General features: G+C 64.2%; 24 protein-coding genes, 1 tRNA gene and 1 pseudogene. 17 read left to right on the top strand and 9 right to left on the bottom strand.

Annotated elements, in window-relative coordinates; translation table 11 throughout:
• Positions 1-38: 38 nt before the first annotated feature.
• Both OTER_RS20740 and OTER_RS20745 read right to left on the bottom strand, forming a co-directional pair.
• On the bottom strand, positions 39-260 hold the full coding sequence (locus OTER_RS20740) for a hypothetical protein (protein WP_012376909.1): 222 nt from the start codon (positions 258-260) through the stop codon (positions 39-41).
• 261 nt (positions 261-521) lie between these two features.
• Positions 522-2,015: a butyryl-CoA:acetate CoA transferase gene (locus tag OTER_RS20745; protein ID WP_012376910.1), complete on the bottom strand. Its 1,494-nt coding sequence runs from the start codon at positions 2,013-2,015 to the stop codon at positions 522-524.
• Positions 2,016-2,243: 228 nt separating this feature from the next.
• On the opposite strand from OTER_RS20745, the gene OTER_RS20750 reads away from it, so the two are divergent.
• A complete protein-coding gene (locus OTER_RS20750; protein WP_012376911.1) occupies positions 2,244-3,299 on the top strand; it encodes a lactonase family protein in 1,056 nt (351 codons plus the stop codon).
• A 122-nt stretch (positions 3,300-3,421) separates the two neighbouring features.
• Here OTER_RS20750 and OTER_RS20755 read toward each other — a convergent pair whose 3' ends face one another.
• Complete coding sequence (locus OTER_RS20755; RefSeq protein WP_012376912.1) at positions 3,422-3,802, bottom strand: response regulator; 381 nt, start codon at positions 3,800-3,802, stop codon at positions 3,422-3,424.
• A 126-nt stretch (positions 3,803-3,928) separates the two neighbouring features.
• Here OTER_RS20755 and hflX point away from each other — a divergent pair, with 126 nt between their 5' ends.
• Positions 3,929-5,206, top strand: a complete 1,278-nt coding sequence (gene hflX / locus OTER_RS20760; RefSeq protein ID WP_012376913.1) for a GTPase HflX — start codon at positions 3,929-3,931, stop codon at positions 5,204-5,206.
• A gap of 207 nt (positions 5,207-5,413) precedes the next feature.
• Here hflX and OTER_RS20765 read toward each other — a convergent pair whose 3' ends face one another.
• Positions 5,414-5,713: a Dabb family protein gene (locus OTER_RS20765; protein ID WP_012376914.1), complete on the bottom strand. Its 300-nt coding sequence runs from the start codon at positions 5,711-5,713 to the stop codon at positions 5,414-5,416.
• 112 nt (positions 5,714-5,825) lie between these two features.
• Positions 5,826-6,929: an S-methyl-5-thioribose-1-phosphate isomerase gene (gene mtnA / locus OTER_RS20770; protein ID WP_044892779.1), complete on the bottom strand. Its 1,104-nt coding sequence runs from the start codon at positions 6,927-6,929 to the stop codon at positions 5,826-5,828.
• A 226-nt stretch (positions 6,930-7,155) separates the two neighbouring features.
• On the opposite strand from mtnA, the gene OTER_RS20775 reads away from it, so the two are divergent.
• The 11 genes and pseudogenes from OTER_RS20775 to OTER_RS20825 all read left to right on the top strand — a co-directional run bounded on the left by OTER_RS20775 (position 7,156) and on the right by OTER_RS20825 (position 16,231).
• Complete coding sequence (locus OTER_RS20775) at positions 7,156-9,099, top strand: NADH-quinone oxidoreductase subunit 5 family protein (protein ID WP_012376916.1); 1,944 nt, start codon at positions 7,156-7,158, stop codon at positions 9,097-9,099.
• A gap of 3 nt (positions 9,100-9,102) precedes the next feature.
• A complete protein-coding gene (locus tag OTER_RS20780; protein WP_012376917.1) occupies positions 9,103-10,026 on the top strand; it encodes a respiratory chain complex I subunit 1 family protein in 924 nt (307 codons plus the stop codon).
• Between the two features lie 5 nt (positions 10,027-10,031).
• Positions 10,032-10,454, top strand: a pseudogene (locus OTER_RS26960) (NADH-quinone oxidoreductase subunit B family protein); the annotation flags it as partial.
• Between the two features lie 132 nt (positions 10,455-10,586).
• Positions 10,587-11,048, top strand: a complete 462-nt coding sequence (locus OTER_RS26965; RefSeq protein WP_343123238.1) for a GNAT family N-acetyltransferase — start codon at positions 10,587-10,589, stop codon at positions 11,046-11,048.
• A gap of 8 nt (positions 11,049-11,056) precedes the next feature.
• Entirely contained in the window at positions 11,057-11,512 is a 456-nt protein-coding gene (locus tag OTER_RS20790; protein WP_012376919.1) for an NADH-quinone oxidoreductase subunit C, read from the top strand.
• A 14-nt stretch (positions 11,513-11,526) separates the two neighbouring features.
• Entirely contained in the window at positions 11,527-12,606 is a 1,080-nt protein-coding gene (locus tag OTER_RS20795) for an NADH-quinone oxidoreductase subunit D-related protein (protein WP_085982204.1), read from the top strand.
• A 1-nt stretch (position 12,607) separates the two neighbouring features.
• On the top strand, positions 12,608-12,946 hold the full coding sequence (locus tag OTER_RS20800) for a 4Fe-4S binding protein (RefSeq protein WP_044891924.1): 339 nt from the start codon (positions 12,608-12,610) through the stop codon (positions 12,944-12,946).
• Between the two features lie 119 nt (positions 12,947-13,065).
• Positions 13,066-14,208 (top strand): tetratricopeptide repeat protein, encoded by a 1,143-nt coding sequence (locus OTER_RS20805; protein WP_012376922.1) that lies wholly within the window; start codon positions 13,066-13,068, stop codon positions 14,206-14,208.
• Between the two features lie 95 nt (positions 14,209-14,303).
• Positions 14,304-14,377, top strand: a tRNA-Gln gene (locus tag OTER_RS20810).
• Between the two features lie 443 nt (positions 14,378-14,820).
• Entirely contained in the window at positions 14,821-15,753 is a 933-nt protein-coding gene (locus tag OTER_RS20820) for a hypothetical protein (RefSeq protein ID WP_012376924.1), read from the top strand.
• A 10-nt stretch (positions 15,754-15,763) separates the two neighbouring features.
• Positions 15,764-16,231, top strand: coding sequence for a hypothetical protein (locus tag OTER_RS20825; RefSeq protein WP_012376925.1), 468 nt, complete (start codon positions 15,764-15,766; stop codon positions 16,229-16,231).
• Between the two features lie 124 nt (positions 16,232-16,355).
• Here OTER_RS20825 and OTER_RS20830 read toward each other — a convergent pair whose 3' ends face one another.
• Genes OTER_RS20830 through OTER_RS20840 form a run of 3 tightly spaced genes read right to left on the bottom strand, consistent with a single transcriptional unit; the run spans position 16,356 to position 19,152 of the window.
• Entirely contained in the window at positions 16,356-16,958 is a 603-nt protein-coding gene (locus OTER_RS20830) for a hypothetical protein (protein ID WP_012376926.1), read from the bottom strand.
• Entirely contained in the window at positions 16,955-17,248 is a 294-nt protein-coding gene (locus OTER_RS20835; RefSeq protein ID WP_012376927.1) for a hypothetical protein, read from the bottom strand. Before OTER_RS20835 ends, OTER_RS20830 begins: the two co-directional genes overlap by 4 nt.
• A gap of 11 nt (positions 17,249-17,259) precedes the next feature.
• Positions 17,260-19,152, bottom strand: a complete 1,893-nt coding sequence (locus OTER_RS20840) for a hypothetical protein (RefSeq protein ID WP_148218200.1) — start codon at positions 19,150-19,152, stop codon at positions 17,260-17,262.
• A 545-nt stretch (positions 19,153-19,697) separates the two neighbouring features.
• Between OTER_RS20840 and OTER_RS20850 the strand changes: the two genes are divergently transcribed.
• Positions 19,698-20,087 (top strand): hypothetical protein, encoded by a 390-nt coding sequence (locus tag OTER_RS20850; protein WP_012376929.1) that lies wholly within the window; start codon positions 19,698-19,700, stop codon positions 20,085-20,087.
• 23 nt (positions 20,088-20,110) lie between these two features.
• On the opposite strand, the gene OTER_RS20855 is transcribed toward OTER_RS20850, so the two are convergent.
• A complete protein-coding gene (locus tag OTER_RS20855; protein WP_012376930.1) occupies positions 20,111-21,313 on the bottom strand; it encodes a tyrosine-type recombinase/integrase in 1,203 nt (400 codons plus the stop codon).
• A 59-nt stretch (positions 21,314-21,372) separates the two neighbouring features.
• Between OTER_RS20855 and OTER_RS27085 the strand changes: the two genes are divergently transcribed.
• The 3 genes from OTER_RS27085 (at position 21,373) to OTER_RS20865 (ending at position 24,461) form a co-directional block, all read left to right on the top strand.
• Positions 21,373-21,756, top strand: coding sequence for a GIY-YIG nuclease family protein (locus tag OTER_RS27085; protein ID WP_012376931.1), 384 nt, complete (start codon positions 21,373-21,375; stop codon positions 21,754-21,756).
• Positions 21,757-21,948: 192 nt separating this feature from the next.
• Positions 21,949-23,436, top strand: coding sequence for a TolC family protein (locus tag OTER_RS20860; RefSeq protein ID WP_237702399.1), 1,488 nt, complete (start codon positions 21,949-21,951; stop codon positions 23,434-23,436).
• Positions 23,436-24,461, top strand: coding sequence for a phosphate/phosphite/phosphonate ABC transporter substrate-binding protein (locus tag OTER_RS20865; protein WP_012376933.1), 1,026 nt, complete (start codon positions 23,436-23,438; stop codon positions 24,459-24,461). Before OTER_RS20860 ends, OTER_RS20865 begins: the two co-directional genes overlap by 1 nt.
• Positions 24,462-24,524 lie beyond the last annotated feature (63 nt).

The following is a 24,524-nucleotide window of genomic DNA, read 5'->3' on the forward strand; positions in this document are numbered from 1 at the left end:
CGGCACCTGCGTGACGCGCTCTCCCGGGCCGCCGCGCGTCAGCCCGCGGAGCCGGCCGGCTTCTCGTCTGGCAATCCCCACTTCTGCGCGTTCTCCCGGCGCCGGCGATTTTCCTCAGCCTCGCGGATCCGTTGCTCAACGGGCACGGCGAAGACCGCCTTGCTCCCCAGCACGCAGCCGGGCCGGCCGGGCACGCAGTCGGTCTTCAACCGCAGGCAGTAGTCGTCGTTGATGCGAAAATGAGGACAGGAAAAACTCACGTGGTGTCAGGATACGCCACCACGTTACTCCGCCGAGCGGATTCCCGCCTTGAGGCGGATCAAGGCTGACGCGCAGAGCTGAATATTCGGAGGCACTCCCGTCCCTACGGCCTGCCTTCTCCTATTCGTTCTCGTTCTCTTTCTCTTTCTCTCAATCGTGCTCTTTCTCGTTCCCTCATCGTTCTCTCCGACGGAAAATCAGGAGAGAACGAGAAAGAGAACGAGAACGATGAGGAATATCCGAACGAGATCGGGACAGGCTTACGCCACCCACTTCGCCTGGCGCATGTCACCCTGCTGAAGGAACGCGAGATGCATGCTGAACGCGTTCTGCAGCGTCTGCGGCACGTGGCCCTTGCTCGAGATGTCGAGGTAAGCGCTGAGCAGCGTCCGATAGTCGGGATGCGCGCACTTTTCGATCATCAACCGCGCCCGATCCGCCGGCGCCTTGCCGCGCAGGTCGGCGACGCCGTACTCCGTCACGACGATCTGCACCGAATGTTCGCTGTGATCGAGGTGCGTGACGAGCGGGACGATCGTGCTGATCTTGCCGCCCTTCGCGACCGACGGGCAGGTGTAGATCGACACATGCGCGTTGCGCGTGAAATCGCCGGAGCCGCCGATGCCGTTCATCAGGTCCTTGCCCATCACGTGCGTGCTGTTCACGTTGCCGAACAGGTCGACTTCGATCGCGGTGTTCACCGTGATCAGCCCCAGTCGGCGCACGAGTTCCGGCGCGTTGCTGATTTCCTGCGGACGCAACACCATGCGCGGACGGAAGAATTCCAAGTCGCGGTAAATGTCGGTGAGCTTTTGCGGGCTGACCGTCAGCGAGCAGCCGCTGGCGAAGGTGCACTTGCCCGATTTGATGAGATCGATCACCGAGTCCTGGATCACCTCGGTGTACATCATGAACGGCGGGATGCCCTTGTTCGAACCGAGCGCGCCGATGACCGCGTTGGCGATGTTGCCCACGCCGGACTGCAACGGCAGAAAACTCGAGGGCAGCCGGCCGATCTTGAGTTCGCTCGCGAGGAACGCGGCGACGTTCTCACCGATGCGGTTGGTCACTTCGTCGGGTTGATCGAACGCGCCGGTCTCGTCGGGATTGTTGGTCTTCACCACGCCGGCGATCTTCTTCGGGTCGATCTTGACCACGGGCGAACCGATGCGATCGGTGGGCGCATAGAGCGGAATCTCACGGCGGTGCGGCGGATCGGCCGGCTCGTAGAGATCGTGGAAACCGGTGAGCGCCGCCGGATGATGCGCGTTGAGCTCGATCAACACGCGATCCGCGAGCCGGATGAACGTGTTGGCTGCGCCGACGGAGGTCGAGAGCGTCACCGTGCCGTCCGCCTTCACGTCGCTGGCCTCGACGATCGCCCAGTGCACCTTGCCCAGCACGCCGCTGCGCACGGTCGGCTGCACCGCCGAAAGGTGCAGATCGAAGAAGCGGGTTTTCCCTTCGTTGATCGATTTGCGCAGCGTCGGATCCGACTGATAAGGCGTGCGCCAGTCGATCGCCTCGGCGGCGGCGAGCGCGCCGTCGAGCGACTTGCCGGTCGAGGCGCCGGTGATCACGCCCAGCTTGAACGGTCGACCTGCGGCGTGTTCGGCTTTGGCGCGCGCCGCGATGGCGAGCGGGATCACTTTGCAGGCGCCGGCGGCGGTAAAACCACCGAAACCGATCGTCTGACGATCGTGCACCATGGCAGCGGCTTCTTCCGCAGTGAGAACGGGAAAGGGCAGACTCATAATGAAAAATTAAACAGTTACGGAAATATTCTCACAGGCCAGACCTATCGACTGCGCACGGGTTGGCGCATACCTCGCGAATCTTGCTGATCCGCGAATGGCCGCGCAAGAAATGCGGAGAGATTGGACGCTTCCGCACGCCGCGCGGCGCGGCTTGCGTTGCACCACTTCGCGCGCTCACTCGTAGCGGCGCCACCGCTTTACTCGCTGCCCCCGCAGCGCTTCCCCATGTCCACTCATCATCTTTTCATCGGTCCCTACACCCGCGACGGCAGCAAGGGCATCTACGCGCTGCAACTCGACGCCGCGACCGGCCGGCTGTCCGATGCCGTGCTCGCCGCCGAAACGCGCAACCCTTCCTACCTCACCCTCGCGGTGGATCGCCGAACACTTTACGCCGTGAGCGAGTCCGACGCCATGGCCGCCGCCTTCGCCGTCGGCGATGACCGGGTTCATCTCACCGCGCTGGCTGCCACGCAGGCGGCAGGCGGCAAGGCGCCCTGTCACCTCGCGGTCGATCGCACCGGCCGCGCGCTGCTGGTCGCCAATTATCACACCGGCGTCGTCGCTTCGCTGCCGATCAACCCCGACGGATCGTTGCGCCCGCCAGCGAGCATAATCCATCACACCGGCTCCAGCGTGCATCTCGAGCGTCAGGCGACGGCTCACGCACACTGCGTCACGCTCTCGCCGGACAATCGCTTCGTCTTCGTGTGCGATCTCGGGCTGGACAAGATCTTCATCTACCGACTCGACCCGGGTTCCGCCCAGCTCTCGCCCGCCGAGCCGCCATTTCTGCCCACTCCCGCCGGCTCCGGTCCGCGCCATCTCACGTTCGCGCCGGATGGACGACACGCCTTCCTCGTGACCGAGTTGGGCGGCACGCTCATCGCGTACCGTTACGATGCGGCGCATGGCACACTCACGGCGACCGACCAAAAATCCACGCTCGCGCCTGACTATCGCGGCGAAAACACCTCCGCGGCGGTGCGCGTGCACCCGCTCGGCCGCTTTGTCTACGCGTCGAACCGCGGTCCCGACAATATCGCGGTATTCGCCTTCGACGAGGCCAGCGAACGGCTCGCGCTGGTCGAACTCGTGCCGAGCGGCGGGCAGGGTCCGCGCGATTTCGCGCTCTCGCCCGACGGCCAGTGGCTCGTCGCCGCCCACCAGTTTTCGGATGTGATCACCGTGTTCCGCGTGGACCGCTCGACGGGACGGCTCACGCCTACGCCGCACCGCGCTCGCGTCTCCACGCCGGTGTGCGTGCTGTTCCTCGACTGAGTGTTGGGGAGGTAGGGCGGGCCTTCCGCTGCCCGCCGGGAAAGGGATTGGCGCTCGCGGCGCTTCACGGAGTGAGCGCCCTACCCAAGAAGGCCCACCGTTGAGGTGAACGGCTGATCGTTTCAGGCCTCGCGTGGCAGCGTTTGCTCCACGGCGTCGATCAAGGTCTGATTCGCGAACGGCTTTTCCAGCACGGCATGGGCGCCGAGCCCGCGCGCGATCCGCAAATACTGCTCGCGCGGCACGTGCCCGCCGCCCGACATCGCCACCACCGGAATCTTCGGATACTTCCGGCGAATCTCGTTCATCAGCTGAATGCCATCCTTCTCCGGCATGATGAGGTCAGTGATCACCAGATCGAAGCCCGCTTCCGCGATCGCTTTGCTCGCCTGCACGCCGTCGGCGGCACACGTCACGCGATCCCCGTGATCCTCGAGCACCTGCTTCATCACCTCGCACAGTTCAGCGTCATCATCGACGATCAGGATGGAGCGCGGTTTCATGCGGGGAAACTGCCGCACACCAACGACCCACGCAAGCCTGCGCCGCACGGGCCGCGAGAACCGTTTCCTCGTTGGCAGCCTGATTGACGCCGCTGCTTTGTCCGCTTTGGGTGTCGGCTTCACTGCATGGCCGTATTTCCCACCGAAAAGCCCTCCAAGCTCGAACGCGCTTTCCTCATCGGCGTCCAGACGTCCGACATGCCCGCCGGCGAAGGCACCGAGTTGCTCGCCGAACTCAAGGAGCTGGTGGAGAACCTGCGGCTCACGGTCGTCTCCTCCACGCTGGTGAAGCTGCGCTCGCCTACCCCGGCCTTGCTGCTCGGCAGCGGCAAGGCGCAGGAGCTCGCCGCACTCGCGAAAGCCGACGGCGCCGATGTGATCGTGTTCGACGAGCAGCTCTCGCCGGCGCAGCAGCGCAACTGGGAGGAACTCACCGGCCTGGCCGTGATCGATCGGGAGGAAGTGATTCTCGAGGTGTTCGCCGATCGCGCGCATACGCGCGAGGCGGTGTTGCAGGTCGGGCTCGCCCGGATGGAATACTCACTGCCGCGGCTGACGCGGGCGTGGACGCATTTGTCGCGCCAGCGCGGCAAAGGCGCGCTCGGTGGCGAGGGCGAAACGCAGCTCGAACAGGACCGCCGGATCGTGCGCGATCGGATTGCGCACCTGAAGGCCGAGCTCGCCGAGGTGGTGCAGCAGCGTGGCGTGCAGCGCCGGCGGCGCCTGCGCGTGCCCGTGCCCACCGCCTCGATCGTCGGTTACACCAACGCCGGCAAATCCTCCCTGCTCAACGCGCTCACCGGTGCGACCGTGCTCGCCGAGGACAAGCTCTTCGCCACGCTCGATCCGACCACACGTCAGCTGCAGCTGCGCGGCAACCAAAAGCTGCTCGTCACCGACACGGTCGGCTTCATCCGCCGGCTGCCGCACCGGCTGGTCGAGGCGTTCAAGGCGACGCTCGAGGAGGTCGTCGTCGCCGATTTTCTGATTCACGTCCTCGACGTCGCGAACCCCGACTTCGAAAAGCATCACGCCACCACGCTCGGCGTGCTGCAGGAACTCGGCGCCGCGGACAAAACGATTCTCACCGTCTTCAACAAGGTCGACATCGCCGCGCCGGAGATGCTCGCGCGGGCCCGGCACCTCGTGCCCGACGGGCTTTTCGTCAGCGCGCGCACCCGCGCAGGGTTCGATGTGCTGGAGACGCGGTGTGTCGAGCTGATCGCGGACTCGTTCGGCTCCACCGAACTGCTCGTGCCCCATGACCGCTTCGACGTCGTTGCCCGGTTGCACGAGCTCGGCGACATTCAGGAGCAGGAACACGTCGACGGAGCCGTGCGCATCAAGGGCCGGTTCCCTGCCGCGCAGTCCGCCTATTTCGCGCCGTTCGTGGTGGCAAAATAGTCCGGTGTAGGGCCGCCGCTTGTCGGCGGCCGAAAATGATCGCGGGCGGCTGCACCCCTTCGCGACCGGCGACCAGCGCCGGCCCTACCCGCGAGCTTGCGCGCACCGTTCGTGGCACGGGCGTCCCGCCCGTGATGGCGGCGTCTCTGCTCGATCCACGGGCGAGATGCCCATGCCACCGCGCCGACCCACGCGCGCCTTCCCGACCTACTCCGCGTCGTAAATCTGCACGCGGCTCCAAAAACTTTTGAACCGCTCGACAAACTTCAGGTGCACGGGGTCGACCTGATACGCATCATGCGCCGCGACGTCCTTGCAGACCACCGTCAGCGCCACGGAATACGTATCCTCGATGACCGGCCGCTTCGCGGTCTTCGCGGGCGTACCGACGTAAGCCTTCTCGATCGCTTTGATCGCCACCAGCGATTCAACGCCGCGACGAAATTCCGCGCGCTGCTCCGCCGTAAGGTCGGGCTTCAACCAGAAAAATACACTGTGAACCAACATGGTGGCGAAAGCGTCGCCACCAATGCGCGCGGCGCAAGCGCGAACCCCGTGGCCCCCGCCTGCCGCCCAATGGCCCGCGATGCCTCGTCGCGTCCGCGCGGAATTCGAGGCATCACGGTTTGCTCGCGTGACCGGGAAACAGCGTCCGCAGCCCTTCGGCGGTCGCAGAACACACGCCGCGTTCCGTAATCAAGCCGGTGACGAGTCTCGCCGGCGTCACGTCGAAGGCCGGATTCGCGGCGGCGCTGCCTGCCGGCAGCACCGACACCGAAGCCACCGTGCCATCGGCCAGGCGGCCCGTGATCTGCGCGAGTTCCTCGGCGCCACGTTCCTCGATCGGAATCTCCCGCCGCCCATCGTGCAGCGTCCAATCGATGCTCGGCGACGGCGCGGCCACGTAAAACGGCACGCCATTGTCGTGCGCGGCGAGCGCCTTCAAGTAGGTGCCGATCTTGTTCGCCACGTCGCCGGTCGCGGTGGTGCGGTCGGTGCCCACGATCACCAAGTCCACGTGTCCGTGCTGCATCAGGTGACCGCCAGCGTTGTCGGCGATCACGGTGTGCGGCACGCCGTGATTCAGGAGTTCCCACGCCGTCAAGCTGGCGCCCTGGTTGCGCGGCCGCGTCTCGTCGACCCAGACGTGCACGGCAAGGCCGGCATCATGCGCCGCGTAGATCGGCGCGGTCGCCGTGCCGACGTCGACGGCGGCGAGCCAGCCCGCGTTGCAGTGCGTGAGGATGTTCACCCGCTCGTCGGGCCGCTTGCGCGCCGCGATCGCGCGGATCAGCGGCAGTCCGGCCGAGGCGATGCCGCGATTCAGCGCCACATCCTCGTCGCACATCGCGATCGCGAGTCCACGCGCTGCGGCCGCGCGCTCGGTTGCCGGCAACGGCGCCACGCGCGCCCGCACGCGATCGAGCGCCCAGCGGAGGTTCACGGCGGTGGGTCGCGTCGCCAGCAAGGTCGCATGCGCCTGCGCCAGCGCCGCATCGGTGGCGTCGCGGCACAGCGCCAGCCACAGCCCCCACGCCGCCGTCGCGCCGATCAGCGGCGCGCCGCGCACGAGCATCGCGCGGATCGCGTGCGCGGCGTCCGCCAGCGTCTCGAGTCGCGCGATCGCGAACCCATGCGGCAGCCGGGTCTGGTCGATGATTTCCACCGCGCTCCCATCGGCAGCGAGCCAGATCGTGCGCATCGGACGGCCGTGAACGTTCATGTGCCGGCGATCTTCGCGCGCGACCGCCGGCCATCCTCGCTGTTTCTTGGCGGTTGTTGCGCATCCGTTGGCCGCACGCGTTGATTCCATTGAATGCGGCGGCCGTAAGTTGTAATCGGACCGGCAGTTCCGAGGTTCTTTGCCGCCCCGATGGCTCACCCGAGCGCCCGCTGTCAGGCTCCCCCCTGACGACGTACGCGCGACCTGACGGACGGCATCGCCCGCCGTGAATCTGCTCTCTGCCCTGATCCTTGGTCCCGTCGTCGTCGGTCTGTTGCTGGCCGGCGTCCGGTCTGATCGTGTGCGCGGCCTGATCGTGGTCGCCGCCGCCGCCCTCGCAACCGCCGGCACCCTCCTCGTGGTCGTCAGCGGTCCGCGCGGCCCGGTCGGCAGCGCGGTGTTCGCCGGCCCTGGCGCACACGGTCTGATGCTCGGGCTCGAGATCGCGATGGGGCTTTACATTCTCGCCGTCGGCGTGCGGGGCCGGCAGCCGTGGGTCGTCGGACTGATGCTCGCGCAGGCGGTGGTGATGGGTTGGAGCGAATGGACCATGCCGTCCGGGCCCGTGGGATCCGCGCCGCTGTTCGTCGATGAATTCGCGCTGATCCTTGCGCTGATCAACGCGGTCGTCGGCGGGGGCATCTGCCTCTATGCGCTCGGTTACATGCGCGGCTATCACGGTTCGTCGCACGCCGACGTGCCCGATCGCCGGCCACGTTTCTTCGCGCTGCTGCTGGTGTTCATGGGCGCGATGTTCGGGATCGTGTTCGCGAACAGCCTGCCGTGGCTCTTCTTCTTCTGGGAAATCACCACGCTGTGCTCGTACCTGCTGATTGGTTACACCGGCACCGCGGAGGCGCGGCGCAATGCGTTCCGCGCGCTGGCGATGAACCTGGCGGGCGGCGTGGCTTTCGCGCTGGCGATTGCGTTCGCCGCGCACCAAGCCGGCACCGTCGAGTTGCAGGCGCTGCTGCGCCAGAGCCCCGCCGTGGCGCTGCTGCCGGCCGCGCTGCTGTGCTTCGCCGGGATCACGAAATCCGCCCAGCTGCCGTTCTCGTCGTGGCTGCTCGGCGCGATGGTCGCGCCGACGCCGGTGTCCGCCCTGCTGCACTCCAGTACGATGGTGAAGGCCGGCGTGTACTTGATCCTGCGGATGGCGCCGGTCGTCGCCGGCACGACCGCGGGGCTGATGGTGGCGCTCGTGGGGGCGTTCACGTTCCTCGTCGGCTCGCTTGCCGCGATCACGACCAGCGACGCCAAGAAGGTGCTCGCCTACTCCACGGTCGCCAACCTCGGGTTGATCGTCCTGTGCGGCGGCATCGGCACCTACGCCGCGGTCTGGGCCGGCGTGCTGCTGATCATCTTCCACGCCATCGCGAAATGCCTGCTGTTCCTCTGCGTCGGCCTCGTCGAGCACCGCATGCACAGCCGCGACATCGAGGCGATGTCCGGATTGATCCTCAATATGCCGCGCGTCGCGATCATGATGCTGATCGGCATGGCGGGCATGTTTCTCGCGCCGTTCGGCATGCTGATCAGCAAGTGGGCCGTGCTGAAGGCCGTGGTCGACGCTTATCCGCCGCTCTCGGTCTTCATCTGCTTCGGCAGCGCCGCGACGCTGTTCTTCTGGGTGAAATGGATGGGCAAGCTGATCGAGGTCGTCACGCCGCGGGAAACCGTCGGACATGAATTCGCGCCGGGCGAAGCGATCGCGTTGTACGGTTTGTCCGCGGCCACGTTCCTCACCTGCCTGTTCTTCCCGCTCATCTCGTCGGCCGCGATCGAACCCTACGTGCGCAGCGTCTTCGGCCAGAGCGCGTCGATGGCTCCGGGCAACGTCGTGATCATGATGATCATGATGGTGATGATCATGCTGTTTCCGCTGAGCTTCATCAACTATGGCCGCGGCGTGAAGGTCATGGACGCGTATCTTGGCGGCGCGAACGTCCAGAGCAGTGTCCGTTTCATGGGCGCGGGCCGCGAAGTGCAGGCGGTGACGATGCACAACTACTACCTGCGCGAGTTCTTCAGCGAAAAGGGACTCACGCGCGCCGGCGTTCTCGCCAGCGCCCTGGTGCTCGCGGTCCTGCTGCTCGCACCCGCGTTCACGCGGTCCGCCCCTGCCTCCGCCGCCGTGCCCGCGCCGCTCACTTCGCTGCCGTCCCGTTGAGTCATGGAACCTTGGATTCGCCTCGTCCTCTACCTCGTCGCCGCTCCGGTGGTGGGTGGATTGCTGACCGGGCTCGACCGGCGGATCTCGGCGCGCATGCAATCACGGCAAGGGCCGCCGCTCGCGCAGCCGTTCTACGACGTGATGAAACTCTGGCGGAAGGAGCGCATCGTCGTCCGCAAGTCCCAGAATTTCTTCATCCTGTTTTTCCTGCTCCTGGTCATCTTCACGGGCGCGCTGTTCTTCGCCGGCTCGGATTTGTTGCTGACGATTTTCGCGCTGACGCTGGCCGCGATCTTCTTCGTGCTCGGCGCCTACAAGGTGAGTTCGCCGTACAGCTTCGTCGGCGCGCAGCGCGAGCTGATCCAGATGATGGCCTACGAGCCGATGGTGCTGCTGACCGCGATCGGCATGTATATGGTCGCGGGCAGCTTTTACGTTCACGAGATCGCCCGGCATCCGACGTTGCTCGTCACGACGCTGCCGGGCGTGTTCGCCGGCTTCCTCTTCGCGCTCGAGATCAAGTTCCGGAAATCGCCATTCGATCTGTCCTCCTCGCACCACGCGCACCAGGAGCTCGTGCGCGGGATCACCACTGAGTTTTCCGGCCGCGCGCTCGCGCTGATCGAGATCGCGCACTGGTATGAGAACGTCTTTCTGCTCGGTTGGGTGTATCTGTTCTTCGCCGCGATTCCGGCAGTCGGCGTCGCCGTCGCGTTCGCCGTTTTCGGCTTCGTGATCCTGGTCGACAACGTCTTTGCCCGGCTGAAGTGGCAGACCGCCCTGCGCAGCGCGTGGATCGCAGCGTTCGTGCTCGGGTTTGGCAACATTCTCGTTCTCTCGCTGCTTCCGCCCAAGCCCGCCGAGCACCCCAGCCCCGCGCCCGCGGCCCTCGTCACGACCGCACCGGTCCCCGCCTCCCGCTAAACGCCATGCTCGGCCTGCGAAAATCTCCGTGGATCATCCACTATGACGCCTCGAGTTGCAATGGCTGCGACATCGAGACGCTCGCCTGCCTGACGCCGCTCTACGACGTGGAGCGACTCGGCGTGATCAACACCGGCAATCCGAAGCACGCCGACATCTTCCTGGTGACCGGCGCCGTCAACGAGCAGAGCAAGGAAGTCATCCGTAACATCTACCACCAGCTGCCCGAGCCGAAGGTCGTGGTCGCGATCGGCGTCTGCGCGTCGAGCGGCGGGATTTTCCGCGATTGCTACAACATCGCCGGCGGCGTCGATCGCGTCATACCGGTCGATGTTTACGTGCCCGGCTGCGCCGCGCGGCCCGAGGCGATCATCGACGGCGTGGTGCAGGCGCTCGGCGTGTTGGAGCGCAAGCAGAGCGAGATGAGCGCGCTCGCGAACTGCATCGATCGGATTCTCTACCTGCGGGCGACGAAGGCGGACGCCGCCGAAATCCTCGTGCTGCAAAAGATCGCCTATCAAACGGAGATCGAGCTCTACGGCGACGACAGCCTGCCGCCGATGCAGCAAACCCTCGAGGAGCTGGAGCACGATTTCGAGCACGTGCCGGTGAACGCGCCGTCGCTGCTGCCGGCCGACCGCGACCTCGCCGCGGCGCCCGCCGCACCCGCTCGGATCGTTTTCCTGAAGGCGGTAATCAACGGGAAAATCATCGGCTCGATCCGCGGTTATCAGCTCGGCGACACCGCTTATCTCAGCCGGATGATCGTGCATCCGTACTTCCGTCGCCGCGGTGTCGGCCGGCGGTTGCTGCCGGAGATCGAGAAGGCGTTCCCCACGGCGCGCCGGTTCGAGGCGAACACCGGCCATCAGAGCAAGCGCAACCACTACCAGCTCACGCAACTGGGCTACCGGCAGTTCAAGACCGAGCCGCTCACGCCCACGATCACGCTCGTGTACTTCGAAAAACTGCGGCCGGCCGGGACCAGCGGCTCTCGTCCGCCCATCCTCGTCTCCAGCTAGCCCGCGCCATGGCGAACCAATCCTACCAAGCGATCGAAATTGGCGAGTTGCTCGTCGCCGTGACGAAGTTCAAGGACGACGGCTGGCGGCTCGTGCAGATCGGCGCAACGCGGCTCGCGGAACACGTCGAGCTGACCTACAGCTTCGATCGCGCGCTGGAGCTGAAGAATCTGCGGCTGCTCGTACCGGCGCCGGGCGCGCGCGTGCCGAGCGTGAGCGCCGTGTTCTGGTGCGCGTTTCTCTACGAAAACGAGCTGCACGATTTGTTTGGCGTCGAGGTGGACGGCATGGCCGTCGATTTCCACGGCGCGTTCTACAAGACCGCGGTGCCCTTCCCGTTCGGCGCCGCGCCGAAGGTGAAGCCGCCGAGCGCGGCGAGACCCGCCGCACCTTCTGCCGCTGCACCCGCGGCACCCGCCGCCAAACCGGAGCCGCCCGGCCCGCATCCGAGCGCGTCCACCTGAGCCTTCCGCCGCCCATCATGGCCCGCACGATCATTCCTTTCGGTCCGCAACATCCCGTGCTCCCCGAGCCGGTGCACCTGGATCTCGTGGTGGAAGACGAGCGGGTCGTGGAAGCGCGGCCGTCGATCGGATTCATCCATCGCGGGCTCGAACGCCTCGTCGAAAAAAAGGACTTCGTCGAGTTTGTGTACGTCGCCGAGCGGATCTGCGGAATCTGCAGCTTCATCCACGGCCAGACCTACTGCCAGGGCATCGAGGAGATCATGCGTATCGCCGTGCCGCCGCGCGCCCGTTACCTACGCACGATCTGGGGCGAGTTCTCGCGGCTGCACAGCCATCTGCTCTGGCTCGGGCTCATGGCGGATGCGATCGGGTTCGAGAACCTGTTCATGCATTCGTGGCGCGTGCGCGAGCAGGTGCTGAAGATCATCGAAGCCACGACCGGCGGCCGCGTGATCTTCGGCGTGTGCAAGATCGGCGGCGTCCGTCGCGACATCCCCGCCGACGCCATTCCCGGCATCCTCGACGAACTCACCGCGATCGAGGCGGGCATGCGCCGGCTCGCGGACACGTTTCTCCGCGACCGCTCGGTACAGGATCGGTTGCGCGGCGTCGGCGTGCTCTCGCGCGATGACGCGCACGCGCTCGGCTGCGTCGGACCGACCCTGCGCGCGAGCGGCGTCGCGCAGGATATGCGCCATCTCGGCTATGCCGCGTTCGGCGAACTGCCCGTCGAGCCGGTCACGCGGCTCGACGGGGACTCCTACGCGCGCTGTGCCGTGCGTTGCGAGGAGTTGTTCCAGTCGGTCGACCTGATCCGGCGCGCCTTCGCCGCGCTCCCCGCCGGCGAGATCGCGGTCAAGGTCACGGGCAATCCCAGCGGCGAATTCATCGCTCGCACCGAACAACCGCGCGGCGAAGTCGTCTATCACCTCAAGGCGGATGGCAGCCGAAACCTGCAGCGGTTCCGCGTGCGCACGCCCACCTTCGCGAACTTGCCCGCGATGGTGAAACTCCTCCCAGGCTGCGAACTCGCCGATGTGCCGGTCCTCGTGCTGACCATCGACCCCTGCATCAGCTGCACGGAGCGTTGATATGAGCTACTTTCGCTTTACTCGTATGGCATTGCAGTGGGCCGTCTCGAAGCCGGTCACCTGCCGGTATCCGTTCGAACCGCGCGTGCCGGTGCCCGGCTCCCGCGGCCAGCTCGAGTTCGATCCGACGGCCTGTACCTACTGCACGGTCTGCGCAAAAAAGTGCCCCACGCGCGCGATTGTGGTGAAACGCGCGGCGAAGCACTGGACGATCGACCGGCTGCTTTGCATCAGCTGTGGCTACTGCGTGGAATCCTGCCCGAAGCACTGCCTCGAGCTCACGACCGACCACGGCACGCCCGCGCTGACGAAAGACCGCGAATATCACGCCGCCCCGTAGGCCCGTCCCGCCCCAGCGGCCCGAGTTCAACGCGCCGGCATTGAAACCTGCGGCTAGGTTCGTATGTTCCGGGGTGACGCCGGACTCCTTCCAGGCGGATTCTGCCCGGCGCCGCGCCCGTGAGCAAAAATCCGACCGTTTCCCGCTGGTGGCGCGGCGGCCTCGCCGCGGTGGGTTTGATTGTTGTTCTCCCATCAGGCCGGGGCGCGGATTACCCCCTCGCGCCCGCCCCGAGCGCTCCCGCCGCCGAGCCCGCGGTCGCATATGTGCCGCCCGAAAATCCCTCGGAACTGCTGCGGCTGGACGAACCGATGCGCCGCTATTTCCGCGCCCGGCTCTCGCGCCACGCCTCGGGTTACGACCGGTTGTGCGCGCTCGTGGATTCGATCATCCAGCCCGATGGGCTGGCCTTTGCCTACGACGGGAACGGGACGTATGACGCGCGGGAGACGTTCCGCCGGCGCCGCGGCAATTGCGCCAGCTTCGCCTTCCTCGTTGTGGCCGTCGCGCGCGAGTTCGACATCGACGCGTCGTTTCAAAACGTCGAGCGCGCGACGCGTTGGAACCGTGTCGGCGACATGGTCGTCGCCGTACTGCACCTCGACGTGAAGGTGAGCAGCCAGGGCCGCAACTACATCATCGACCTCGAGCCAGGGCTGATTCCGCCGCGCGACTCCTCCGATGTGCGCTTGATCCGCGATGAGCGCGCGTTCGCCCAATTCTACTGCAACATCGGCTTCGACGAGTTGGTGCGCGGCGATGCGGACCGCGCGCTGCATTACATGGCGCGGGCGACCGAGATTGATCCGAGCTGCGCCACGGCGTGGGCCAACCGGGCGACGCTGCTAAGCCGGCTGGGCGATCTCGCGACCGCCAGAAAGTGCTTCGAACGCTCGCTGCGGGCCGATTCGCGGGGGGAAGCCGCGCTGGACGGGTTCGTCAGCCTGTTGCGCCAGCTCGGCACACCCGCAGATCTGCAGCAGGCCGACAAGCTGGAGCGCCGGGCGCGCGCCATCCGTGAACGCAACCCCTATTACCAGCAGCAGCTCGCAGCGCAGGCGCAAGAGCAGGGCGACCTCGCCCGCGCCGAAAAGCACCTGCGGCGTGCGATTTCGCTCAAGGATGACGAGCCTGAATTTTATGCGCAGCGGCTCGCGGTGCTGGAGCAGCTCGGGCGCAGCGACGACGCCCGCCGCGTCGCCCGTCAGCTCGAAAATGTGCGCACCCGTCTCATGAACATGCCCGAGCAAATCGTTCCCTGATCGGCTCCCGCCGCCCCGAGCCGGCACCTGCAAGAACCAAAGTCTTCCTTGACCGGCGAGGACCGGACCGCAGCGTAGGCGGTTCTCCACTCCACTGCCCGATGGTGTAATGGCAGCACAGGCGACTTTGACTCGCCTAGTCATGGTTCGAATCCATGTCGGGCAGCCAGTGGGCCGACCGGCTTCCCTCTGGGAGCCGAGTTAAGCTGAGCTAAGGAAAGTTAGGGAAAGCCTGCAAATCTTTCCATTTTCTTTCCATGCTTTTCCCCTCTGAAACCGTGGTTTTTCAGGGCCTATTTCCCACGAATCTTTTCCACCGCGATCCGAAGGGGCGTCATGACCGCGGCAACGGTTGCTTACGTGCGTCATGGGGGCGCCTCGGATGGGCTAGCTTAGGGGGATGGAAGACTCAGCGCAGCCATTCTACCGGTGGAAGGAACTCCAGAAACGCTACGGCTCCTCGCTGCTCGGACGCATGATCCGCGCGCGGTGGTTGACGCCGTGCGTCCGATCTCACCGCTTCTCGTTGTTTACCGCCAAGTCTGTCGCTTCGGCAGATGAGCGGCTCGCGTCGGGCCAACTGCCGCCGCGCCATATGAAAGAGGTGTCGCCGTGAGCCTACACCGTCCCCGCACAAAGCAGGCGATCCGCCATACGGACCAAACGACGATCGAGCACGGAAAGGACAAGGAACAGGGCGAGGCGCGTCAGACAAAAGCTTATCTACGCTACGATGTCGCACCAAGTCCGTCTCCGGTGCGCGACTTGTCGGCGCTCGCGCCCTGGGCTCTCCGCCGGGAGCCCGATGGCCGATTTGTGCAATGCACGCTCGAGGGAGAATACGGCGATTTTGCGGAGAGCCAAGCGAAGGCGCGCAACTGGTACTATGGCCCTGTTCGCAGAAAGGCCGGCGATGGACGCGTTCGCCGCAAATGCGACAGCCCACTAGAGTATCTGGTGATCACCGCCGCGCCGTGGCTGTCGCAGCGTGTTCACGACATGCTCCGAGTCGGAGACGACCCGCGGCCCCATCTCCGTCGAATCTTCGCGCGATGGATGACGACTGTAGGAGGCATGGTTTCGCATCAACGTCATTGGATTGGCGCGTCGTGCCACACGGACACCAGCGATCTCCATGTTGACCTCCTGTTTTCCCGCTATGATGGAAAAGGCGGCAAGATCGGGAAACCTGGCCTGCAGTTGGCCGGCCCGTGGATGGTGGGGGTAGACCGTCAGCTCCAGGCAGGAGCATCGATTGCCTCGTATAAGCGCCGCCAGTTTCGCTCAAATCTCAGCAGGCACCAGCAGCGATACGGTGACGACGCCGTTCCGCTCGACTTAGCCCTCTCACGCGGGCTCGACGAATGCGCCCAGTTGGAAATGCCCGAACTGGCGAAATATCGGGCCGACTACGCGCGCCGAGTTCCGGAGCTTGAGCATGCACACCTGAAGCAAAGGGCGGAAAACGCGAGGCGTACAGCGGAGCGACTGGAGTCTCTGGCCAGTGCCGCGGAGCCGGATGCGGAAATATCGTGGGATGGCTAGCTTGAGGGGGATGAATACCAATACTGACACGATTGATGATTTCGCACTCGCACATATTTGCGGGCTCCCGCGCCATGCACCGCTGCCGCGCATCGATAACCGATTCTCGTTTTTCCTGCATCTGGCGGGCTGGCGGGCAGAGTTCACCGTCGAGTTTTCGTGCAGCACCGACGTGGATGCGCAGCACCTGATTGCGGACATAAATTGCCGTTGCATCGAGGCTGCCTACGTGGAGTTGCGCGAAGGCGGTAGGGGAGAAATCGTCTATCTCGTCCGCGAAGTCGATGGCGGAAGCTCCCTGAAGAAGGCGAACGCAGAGTTCGGAGAATTGAACCTTTTCAGTGAGCTTTCTCCAGCGAAGAAACAGGATGCGGCAGAGCCCAGTAGCGCAAAACTGGTCCCTGACCAAACCAACTTCGCCGACCGTCTGAACGAAATATTGAAACGAGGCGAGGAAGAGCGCCAGCGCGGCGAGTGACGCGAACGAGGTATTACCAAAGGGAGCAACGCTCCCTTTGGCGAGTGCAACTCTGCATCAGCGACGCTGATGCAGAGTTGCATCTCGCATTCGGCGCACGCCGACGATGGATGCATGCCTGCATTCACCCGCAGCACCGGCTTGCCGGTGCGTCGCCCGCTTTGGACACCCCGCCGCTCAGCAGCTCTTTCCCCCCGCCCTCCGCCGCCCTTTCCGCGCTCCCTCCGCGTCGATACACGGGCAAGAGATACTTCATGTCTCGCCGCGCTCGGGCTGCGTGGCGAATCAATCGATACGACCGCGAAGCGCCGCGCAACCACGCGAGACCGACGGCGGGAAGCATTGTCATCACCGGCCACGTTACCGCAATCACGTATAGCACGTTCAACGAGGTGCCGAAAAAATTCTCCGCAATGAGTTCAACTGCGACGAACACCGCAGCGGCGGGGAAGAATCCGACGGTGAAAAAGCTGATGAGATAGGAGCTGATCAGCAATCGGGCGACGTGCCGTTTAGCGAACGCGACCAATTCGAAATCAACATCGTGAACCCCATGGCCTGTTTGATCGACCACCGGCGCGACGGCGCGCACCCGTTCCGTGAATAGCTCGCGCAACTCCGCTCGTTGCTCGTAAGGGGCAAAGCGCCACGAGTCCGTGTGCGTGATCATCTGCCACCGCAGGGCGACAGCATGCTGGTAGTCCTTGCGCGGAAGGAGAAGTTTCATCGCCCACTCATCGCCCACATCAACAGGTAGAGCATGCCGGCGAAAAATGCCGGAAAGAGGACCTTGGGCTGGACGATTTTCGAAGCCCACCACCACGGATCGCGCAGTCTCTCGACAACCATCAGACGCGCTAGCTTCCGGTTCCTCGCAGCCACGTCGTTGCGCATGCGGATAGTTTCCTCGTCGCGGTGAATGGAGTTACGACGGTCCCGGATGGCCTCGTATTCCGCCATTTCCCATCGTGTGGTGATAGCGCTGTCGTCTGGCTTTTCGAAGTGAGGGTCTTTCATCCGGGGAAAGGCTAAGGGTTGACGACGATCTGACCGGTGACATTCGCGGTGCCATTCATGAGCACGGCGTTGTTAGCCTTGGCCGGAATGAGGTTGCCGCCCGAATCGCTGCCGTCGGAGAACTTGAGCTGGCTGATGCCACTGACCTGAACAGGTTGCGCATTCGGTTGCGCCAGATCCCCGCCAGTTATCCGCGTATCCGCGGCGGAGCCCAAGATGATGACGGGGTTGGCTGCGTCGAAGGCCGTTATGTTTCCGATGAAAATGGGTCCGGTGAATTCGACTCCGGGCGCGTAGACTCCAGTCATGCCTTTCGATGCGAAGTAATTCGCGTTGGCGGTGCGGATGCCGCCGAATTTTCCGTTGCTGCTGGCGATGGCGATGAACGCGAGGTCGGCTACGCCGTCGTATTTGGTGGCGCTGTGACCTTTGAAAAGCGAACTGCCGTTGTTCGCCGGGTTGTTCGTCGGGCTCGGTGCGATAAGGATGTTGTAGGCTCCGGTCGGATCGAACGCCGTCGCCCGACCGACGGTGAACACGGAAACGTTGGTGTTTTCATCGGCCCCGGTGACTACGATGCCCGCGTGTCCTTTCACGTAGAGAGTGTCCTGCTGATAGTTCGTCGGCAGCGCCGGAGGGGTGTAGCCGTCGAAAACGAGCGTAAGCGTTCCCGGCCCGCTGAACTCGACTTGGACAATGTCGTTGTCGAGATCGATGAACGAGGTGCGGGTGATCTTCTTCGGGGCGTAACCCGCCGTCACGGCTTCGGCTGGTCCCGTCACCAAAACCTGATCGAAGACGTTCCCGTTGGGATGGGTGATGTCGGTCCCGACGATCTTGCCGTCGCCAACCATTCTTGCGGCGGTTGTGATGCCGACGATAGCTGCATTCGTGCTCGCTTCGGCGCCATTCACGGTAGCGGTGTAAATGCCTGCGTGTGTCGGCTGCAAGGGCGCCAACATCGGCGATGCACCAGAAAGGGCATTGGCGGGATCGCCGTTCTTCGACCATTGGACATTCTGAACGGAGCCGGTCGATCCGACGACAAAAAGGTTCACGGAGCTGCCGAAGGCGGCGGATTGCACATCAGGGCGAATGCGGGGGCCCGTCGGCGTGGCCGTGCCTATCTCGAACGTGACATCGAAGAGTCCGAACGAATTCTCAACGTGCATCCGGTAGGTGCCCGCGTCTGTGCTGCCGTAGCTGGGGATGTCGAACCAGTCCGGTGACTCTCCCGCAAACCTGTCGTGACGGATGATCCTTTGGCCGCCTTTGAACCATGTCACACGGGCATACTCGCTGAGGCCACCGCCCACGCCGAACCGGTGACCATGATAGGCTCCTGCTGAAAGCACCTGCTTTCCGTCCGCGCTGATGCGCTGCACGACGCCATCGAGTTTGACGTTGTCGTCCGGCCAGTAAAACCGAAGGCGAGTATTCGGGCGCTCGTCCACGCCATCGGTGCGAGACATCCCGGCGGCGAAGGTATAATCAAAAGCGAGTCCCGGCGTAGCGGAATTATTGGCGAATGCCACGATTCCGGAGTTTCCACGCGAATCAGACCAAACAGGGACACCACTTCCGGACGGAAAGGTGAACGCGTTTGTGCCGTAGTCCGCCGTGGTTGCGCCACGCTCGCTGCCCTCAAACGGTCCCACCGTCAGGGTGTAGCTCTCACCGTCGATTTTGACGTCGAAGACACACGGATAGATGTAGTCCGGGACGCCCGTAACGGTCCAGTCGCGAGACTCAGCCCATACGGCCCACATGACAATCCGCTCGCCTGTCGCAGGCGTGTATGCCACCGGCCCGGGCCTGAGCAAAATGGGCGCGAGGGGCGCGTCATCGGCGAACGACGCGGAGATCACCGCGACGAGGAAAACGACCAAGGTCTTTTTGAGCATGGCAAAGCACGAAAGATAGCGAAACGGCATGAAATCACGCCGGCTGCTCCGTGGCTCGGGGGTGCTCACATGCAAACCGTGTGGAATCCCACACGGTTACTCGGCACAATTCCACTAGGGTCAAGTGCGGAATTCCACACGTGGCCCAGCACGCACCAACTCCTCGCAATGTCGTCGGTCCACAGCTCCGGGCGCATCGCACGCGCCTTGGTTGGTCACAGCCGATGCTTGCGACGAAGTGTCAATTGGCCGGCTGGGACATCTCACGCGACATTATCGCGCGAATTGAGTTACGCATCCGTTGGGTCGCTGATTTCGAGCTAGTGCTTTTGGCGCAGGTGCTCGATGTGCCAGTCGTGAGTTTGTTGCCCAGGCGGATCGTCTGGAACGAGGTTCTCCGTCCTCCGCTAGATTCTGGAAGCTGAAAAGGCTGCACGCAGCCCCCAACGGGAGCGCCATTAAGCCACGCGGGGTGGCCACAATCTTGATTTTGCTGAAAAGGCTGGAAGGCCTTCAAGCGGATGGGCCATATTATTGCACTACCAATGAAGTCCATCTTTCTCTTTCAGGATGCCCCAAACAACGATCCGTTGAGCGCTACTTTCCGGAACTATATTAACTTGGCCTATTCAGTGGCGGTGGCTGACGATGTTCCGTCGTCTTCGCTCGATGACACCGAGGTATTGCCCGGCTATCGGGCCTCATTGGCAGAGGCGTGCCATCTGGCGAAAAGAGAGGTGGATGCGGACCCGTTGAACAAGGGCAAGATGTTCTACCACGTTTTTCTTGTCGAGTCCGAGCTGATCGACGTATTCGGGGCGGCACCAGCCGCTTGCCAATTGGTGAGTCTGGCGGTCCGAGGCTACATGTTCGATTTCGCGGTCGGTTTCCGGACCTTCTACGGAATGCCTATCGAGCATGATACGAGGAATTGAACGGTGCGGCGATATACCAATCCTTACGCGACGGCGGTCATTTCTGTTGGGCGCATAGCATCTGCGCCTAGCCGCGCTTCGGGGCTTAAGCTGAAAAATTCCGAAGCTGCGTCAGGAGCAACGGCGTCGACGTAATGCCTTTTCAGGGTCCTTAGGTTGTCGTGGCCGAGGTCTGCTGCCACGGCGGCAGCGTCGCGCAGAACGGCAAACCGGTAGCTCGCGAAACTATGGCGCATCCCGTTCTTTGGATACTTCACCTCGGCGGCGGCACAAAGCGCAGCGAAACGTCCCTCGTAGTTCGCGGGATTAACTTTGCCTTCCCGGTTCAGCACCAGATTCAACCACTCAACTGCGGCTGGGCATAACTCGACTGTTCGGCGGGCAGAGGTTTTGGCCCACTCCGCTTTGATTTCTACAAATGGCCGCGCGCCAGTGAGGCGGAGGGCTGCCCAATCGATCCGCGCCCGCTCCGCGGTGCGCAGCCCGGCGAATAGGCCGAGCACCAAGCTGCCGAGCAACGGAGTTTTTGGCTGCGCCGCAGCTGCGGTGAGTAGCTTGCCGGCGTCTGTCGGTGTGAGGATCCCGATTTTGACCGGCGATTTCTTGGGAAGCGTCACGTGAAGCCATGGGTTATCATGTAACCACTGGCGACCGGGTTTGGTTGCCCACTCGAAAACCGTCGAGATGTCGCGCGCGTAGTGGACCTTCGAATTTGCTGAAACGCCGGATTCGTCAATGAACCGCTGACAATCTCTCACCATGATTTCGTTGATGGGCCGGTCGCCGAATTTGCCGGAAAAGCGGTTCAGCACGGCTTGGACACCGTGGCGGGTGTCTGTATTTTGGGCCTTCTCGAGAAGCCACGTGTTAATCGCTTCTCGCACGGTTTTCCGACCGCCTTGCGGAGCGCCGTGGCGGAGGAAAAACGTGACTGCTGCCGAAAGGCTCAACTTCTGCCCGGTTCGTTTCGTCGCATCGGCCAACCGTGTGAATGCGTCTTGGGCTTCGGCAACCTGAGCATCTGACATCAGAAACGCGCCCCGGCCATGCTCGGTGCGGGCCTTTTCTTGGTCGCGGAGCCAATCCGATGCATCGCGATAGCTTCGAAACGACTTTTTCACCGGCGCACCGCCGGTGAAGGACTTGCCGAGCCGAACACGCCAGCAGGCGGACGCGCCGTTGTTGTCTTTGTAGATCGAGGCCCCGGGGAGCTTTAGTTTCCTCATTTTTCCATTCCGTTTCCATTAAGCTAGCCCTCAGAGGAGAAACGGACTGGTTCGAATCCATGTCGGGCAGCCACTCGACGCGCCGTGCAAGCACGGCTTGCTCATGGCCTGCGGCCGGCATACACGAAGCTCGTGAATGCGCTCATCACCGAAGCGCGTCGAAGGGCACCAGCATCGTTTATTTTCTGCGCCTCCGCTCCGGATGCATTTACGTCGGTGTGACGGAGGATCTTGAGCAACGCCTGCGCAATCACGTGTCAGGTCAGGCTTGTCGCACCACCTGGTTCGATCCGCCCGCTTCCATTCTACGCCTCGAGTGTTGCACCTCGTTGTCCGCAGCCCGCTTCCGGGAAGCACAACTGAAACGATGGTCTCGCGAGAAGAAAGAGGCGTTGATTGAAGGTGACTTGGACACCCTTCGCGCGCTCAGCCAATCGCGTTAACCGCGGCAGCTACCGAAAGACCGGAAGTCGTCAGTAGGCGCCCCCATCTCTGACATCAACCGCCATAATGGCCCTGAAATAGGCTGAAAACCCCTAATTCCGGTCTGGAAGCGCACGATAGTACAAGCCATGATTCTCGCGTTGGGCGCGCGTGGCTCCATGGTTGCGTCTAGAGCACTCGCTGGCTTTGCCGTGCTCTCGCTTTGCGCTGCAATTTCCCCGCAACTGGGGGCTGCACCCGAGCAGCAACCCGGGGCGGATCGGTCGTTCACGCTGGAGGAGTGCATTGCCGCCACGCTGGCAAACAATCATCTCCGGCCGGCATCGCGGTTCGCCGTAGCCATCGCCGAGGCCCAGCATCAGCAGGCGCTCGCCGGCTATTGGCCGCAGCTCGCCTTGCGCGGCGCGTATCAGCGGATCGACGAGGCGCCGAATTTCATCTTCCCCTCCGCGGTCTACAGCATCGCTCCGCAAACGATCCACCTGCCGGCGGGAACCGCCCTCGTCACCGTGCCCGCCGGCGTGCTTGGCCCGACGGAGATCCAGTTGCCGGTGACCACGCCGGCGCAGGCCATCCCCGTGCCCGGCCAGTCCTACACCGTGCCCGAACAGGATGTGCGGTTGATGGACCCGCATTCCGTCCTGGCCGGAGTCGAGGCCCGTTGGCTGCTCTATGATGGCGGCATGCGGCGCGGCTACCGCGAACAAGCCGGCGGGCTCGTCGACATGATGAAAGCCGACGCGCGCCGGACCGATCTCGAGCTGATCGATACCGTCAAGCGCTACTATCACGGCGCGGTACTCGCCGCGCAGCTGCGGCAACTCGGCACCGACACGCTGGCGCGCATGGAGGCGACGCTCAGCCTGACGGAGACCATGTATCAACAGGGCGGTGGCACGGTGCAGAAAACCGATTTCCTGGACAACAAAGTCATCGTCGAAACGCTGCGCGCGATCGTGGCGCAGCTCGAAAAGAACGAGGCGATGGCGCGCGCCGCGCTCGCCAACACGATGGGGCTGCCGTGGAACGCCAGCATCACACCCGCTGATCGCACGCTCGCGTTCGCGCCGCTCACCCTCGAGCTCGAGGCACTGGTGCAGCAGGCCTACGAATTCAGTCCGGACTGGGAAAAAATCGAAGCGGGCCTGCGCTCCCTCGAAGGCGCCGTCGTCACCGCGCGAAGCGGTCACGCACCCAAGCTGGCGCTCACCGGCGAGCTCCACCGGTGGTGGAACGACGACCGCGCCGGCATCGCCACCCACATCAACAAACGCGGCTGGAGCGTCGCGCTCGGGATCGAGCTCCCGCTGTTCGACGGGTTCCTCACGCGGCACCAAGTCGCCGAAGCCCGCGCCCGCGTCGCCAAGCTCAAGGAAGAACAGCTCCTGCTGAAAGACGGCCTCGGGTTGCGGATCAAGGACGTGTTTCTCGGACTCGACGCCGCACAGAAATCCCATCAGGCCACCAGCGCCGCGATGACGGCGGCGCAGGAGAACCGCGATTTGAATACGCGCGCCTACCAGAGCGCGCTGGTGGACACCGAAAAGGTGATTCGCGCGCAGCTGATGGAGGCGCTCATGTCCGCGCAGCACTACAAGACCAGCTACGACGTGCTGGTGCTGCAGTCCCAGTTGAACCTGCTGGTCGGCACCGAAGTGCTGGAAAGGCTCCGCCGGTGATGAACCCGCGTTCCGGCTTTTTGCGGCCGCTCAGCCCAGGCGGAGCTGCGCTCCTACCGACACTGCTGCTGCTGGTGGGCGTGGGCGTTTTGTTCGCTGCGTTGCCTCGCGCCGCGCGCGCCGCCCCTTCCGCGACCTCGACTGCGGAGGAACCCCCGCCGCTGCGCGTGGCGCTCTTGCAGCGGATGTTTGTCGAGGTGAATGAAAACGATGCCCGCGCCGCCATGCTCGCGTGGGCGAAAACGATGGGCCGCGAACGCGGCATCCCGGTGGTGTTGGAGCCGAATTTCCTCACCAGCATCGAGGAGGTGCGCCTGGCTTTCCGGCGCGGCACCATCGACGCCGTCACCCTGCCGGCCGACGACTATTGGGCGCTGCGGCCGGACAAGCCGGAAGGACCTTTCATCGCCGGCGCGGTGGACGGCAGCATCGAGGAAGAATATGTGCTGGTCGTGCGGAAAGACCGCGGGCTCGACTCGTTGCCCCAGCTCCGCGGCCGCTCGCTGACCGTTTACGACAACCCTCGTGCGTGTCTGGCTCCGATCTGGCTCGAGACGTTGCTTCTCGAGCTCAATGGCGAACGGATCCCGGAGTTTTTCGGACGCGTCGCGCACAATCCCCGGCTTTCCCGCGTGGTGCTGCCGGTGTTCTTCGGTCAATCCGATGCGGCGCTCGTCACGCTGCGCGGGTTCCGGTTGATGAGTGAGCTCAACCCGCAGGTCGGCGAGCAGCTCGTGGTGCTGGCCGTTTCTCCGCCCGTGCTGCCCGTCGTGTTCTGCTTCCGCCCGGGCTTCACGTCACCTTACCGCGCCAAGCTGCTCCAGGCCGTGAACACGTTTCACCAAACCTCCGCCGGGCAGCAGACCCTCACGTTGTTTCAAACGGACCGGCTGATCGAATGCCCGGTTGAAGCCATCGCCGGCGCCTGCGCCATGCTCGACCGCCACGAGCAACTCCGGCTCGCCCACCCTCCGCGTACGATGTCGGTCCAAGCCGCGCCGACGGCCGGCCCGCCACGCCCCTGACGTTCGTCGTGCGCCTGCTCTCCCAGTCTCGTGAACCCAGAAGGTGTCCACTCGGACGCGCGC

It is taken from the genome of Opitutus terrae PB90-1 (assembly GCF_000019965.1).
In the GTDB taxonomy this organism is placed as follows: domain Bacteria; phylum Verrucomicrobiota; class Verrucomicrobiia; order Opitutales; family Opitutaceae; genus Opitutus; species Opitutus terrae.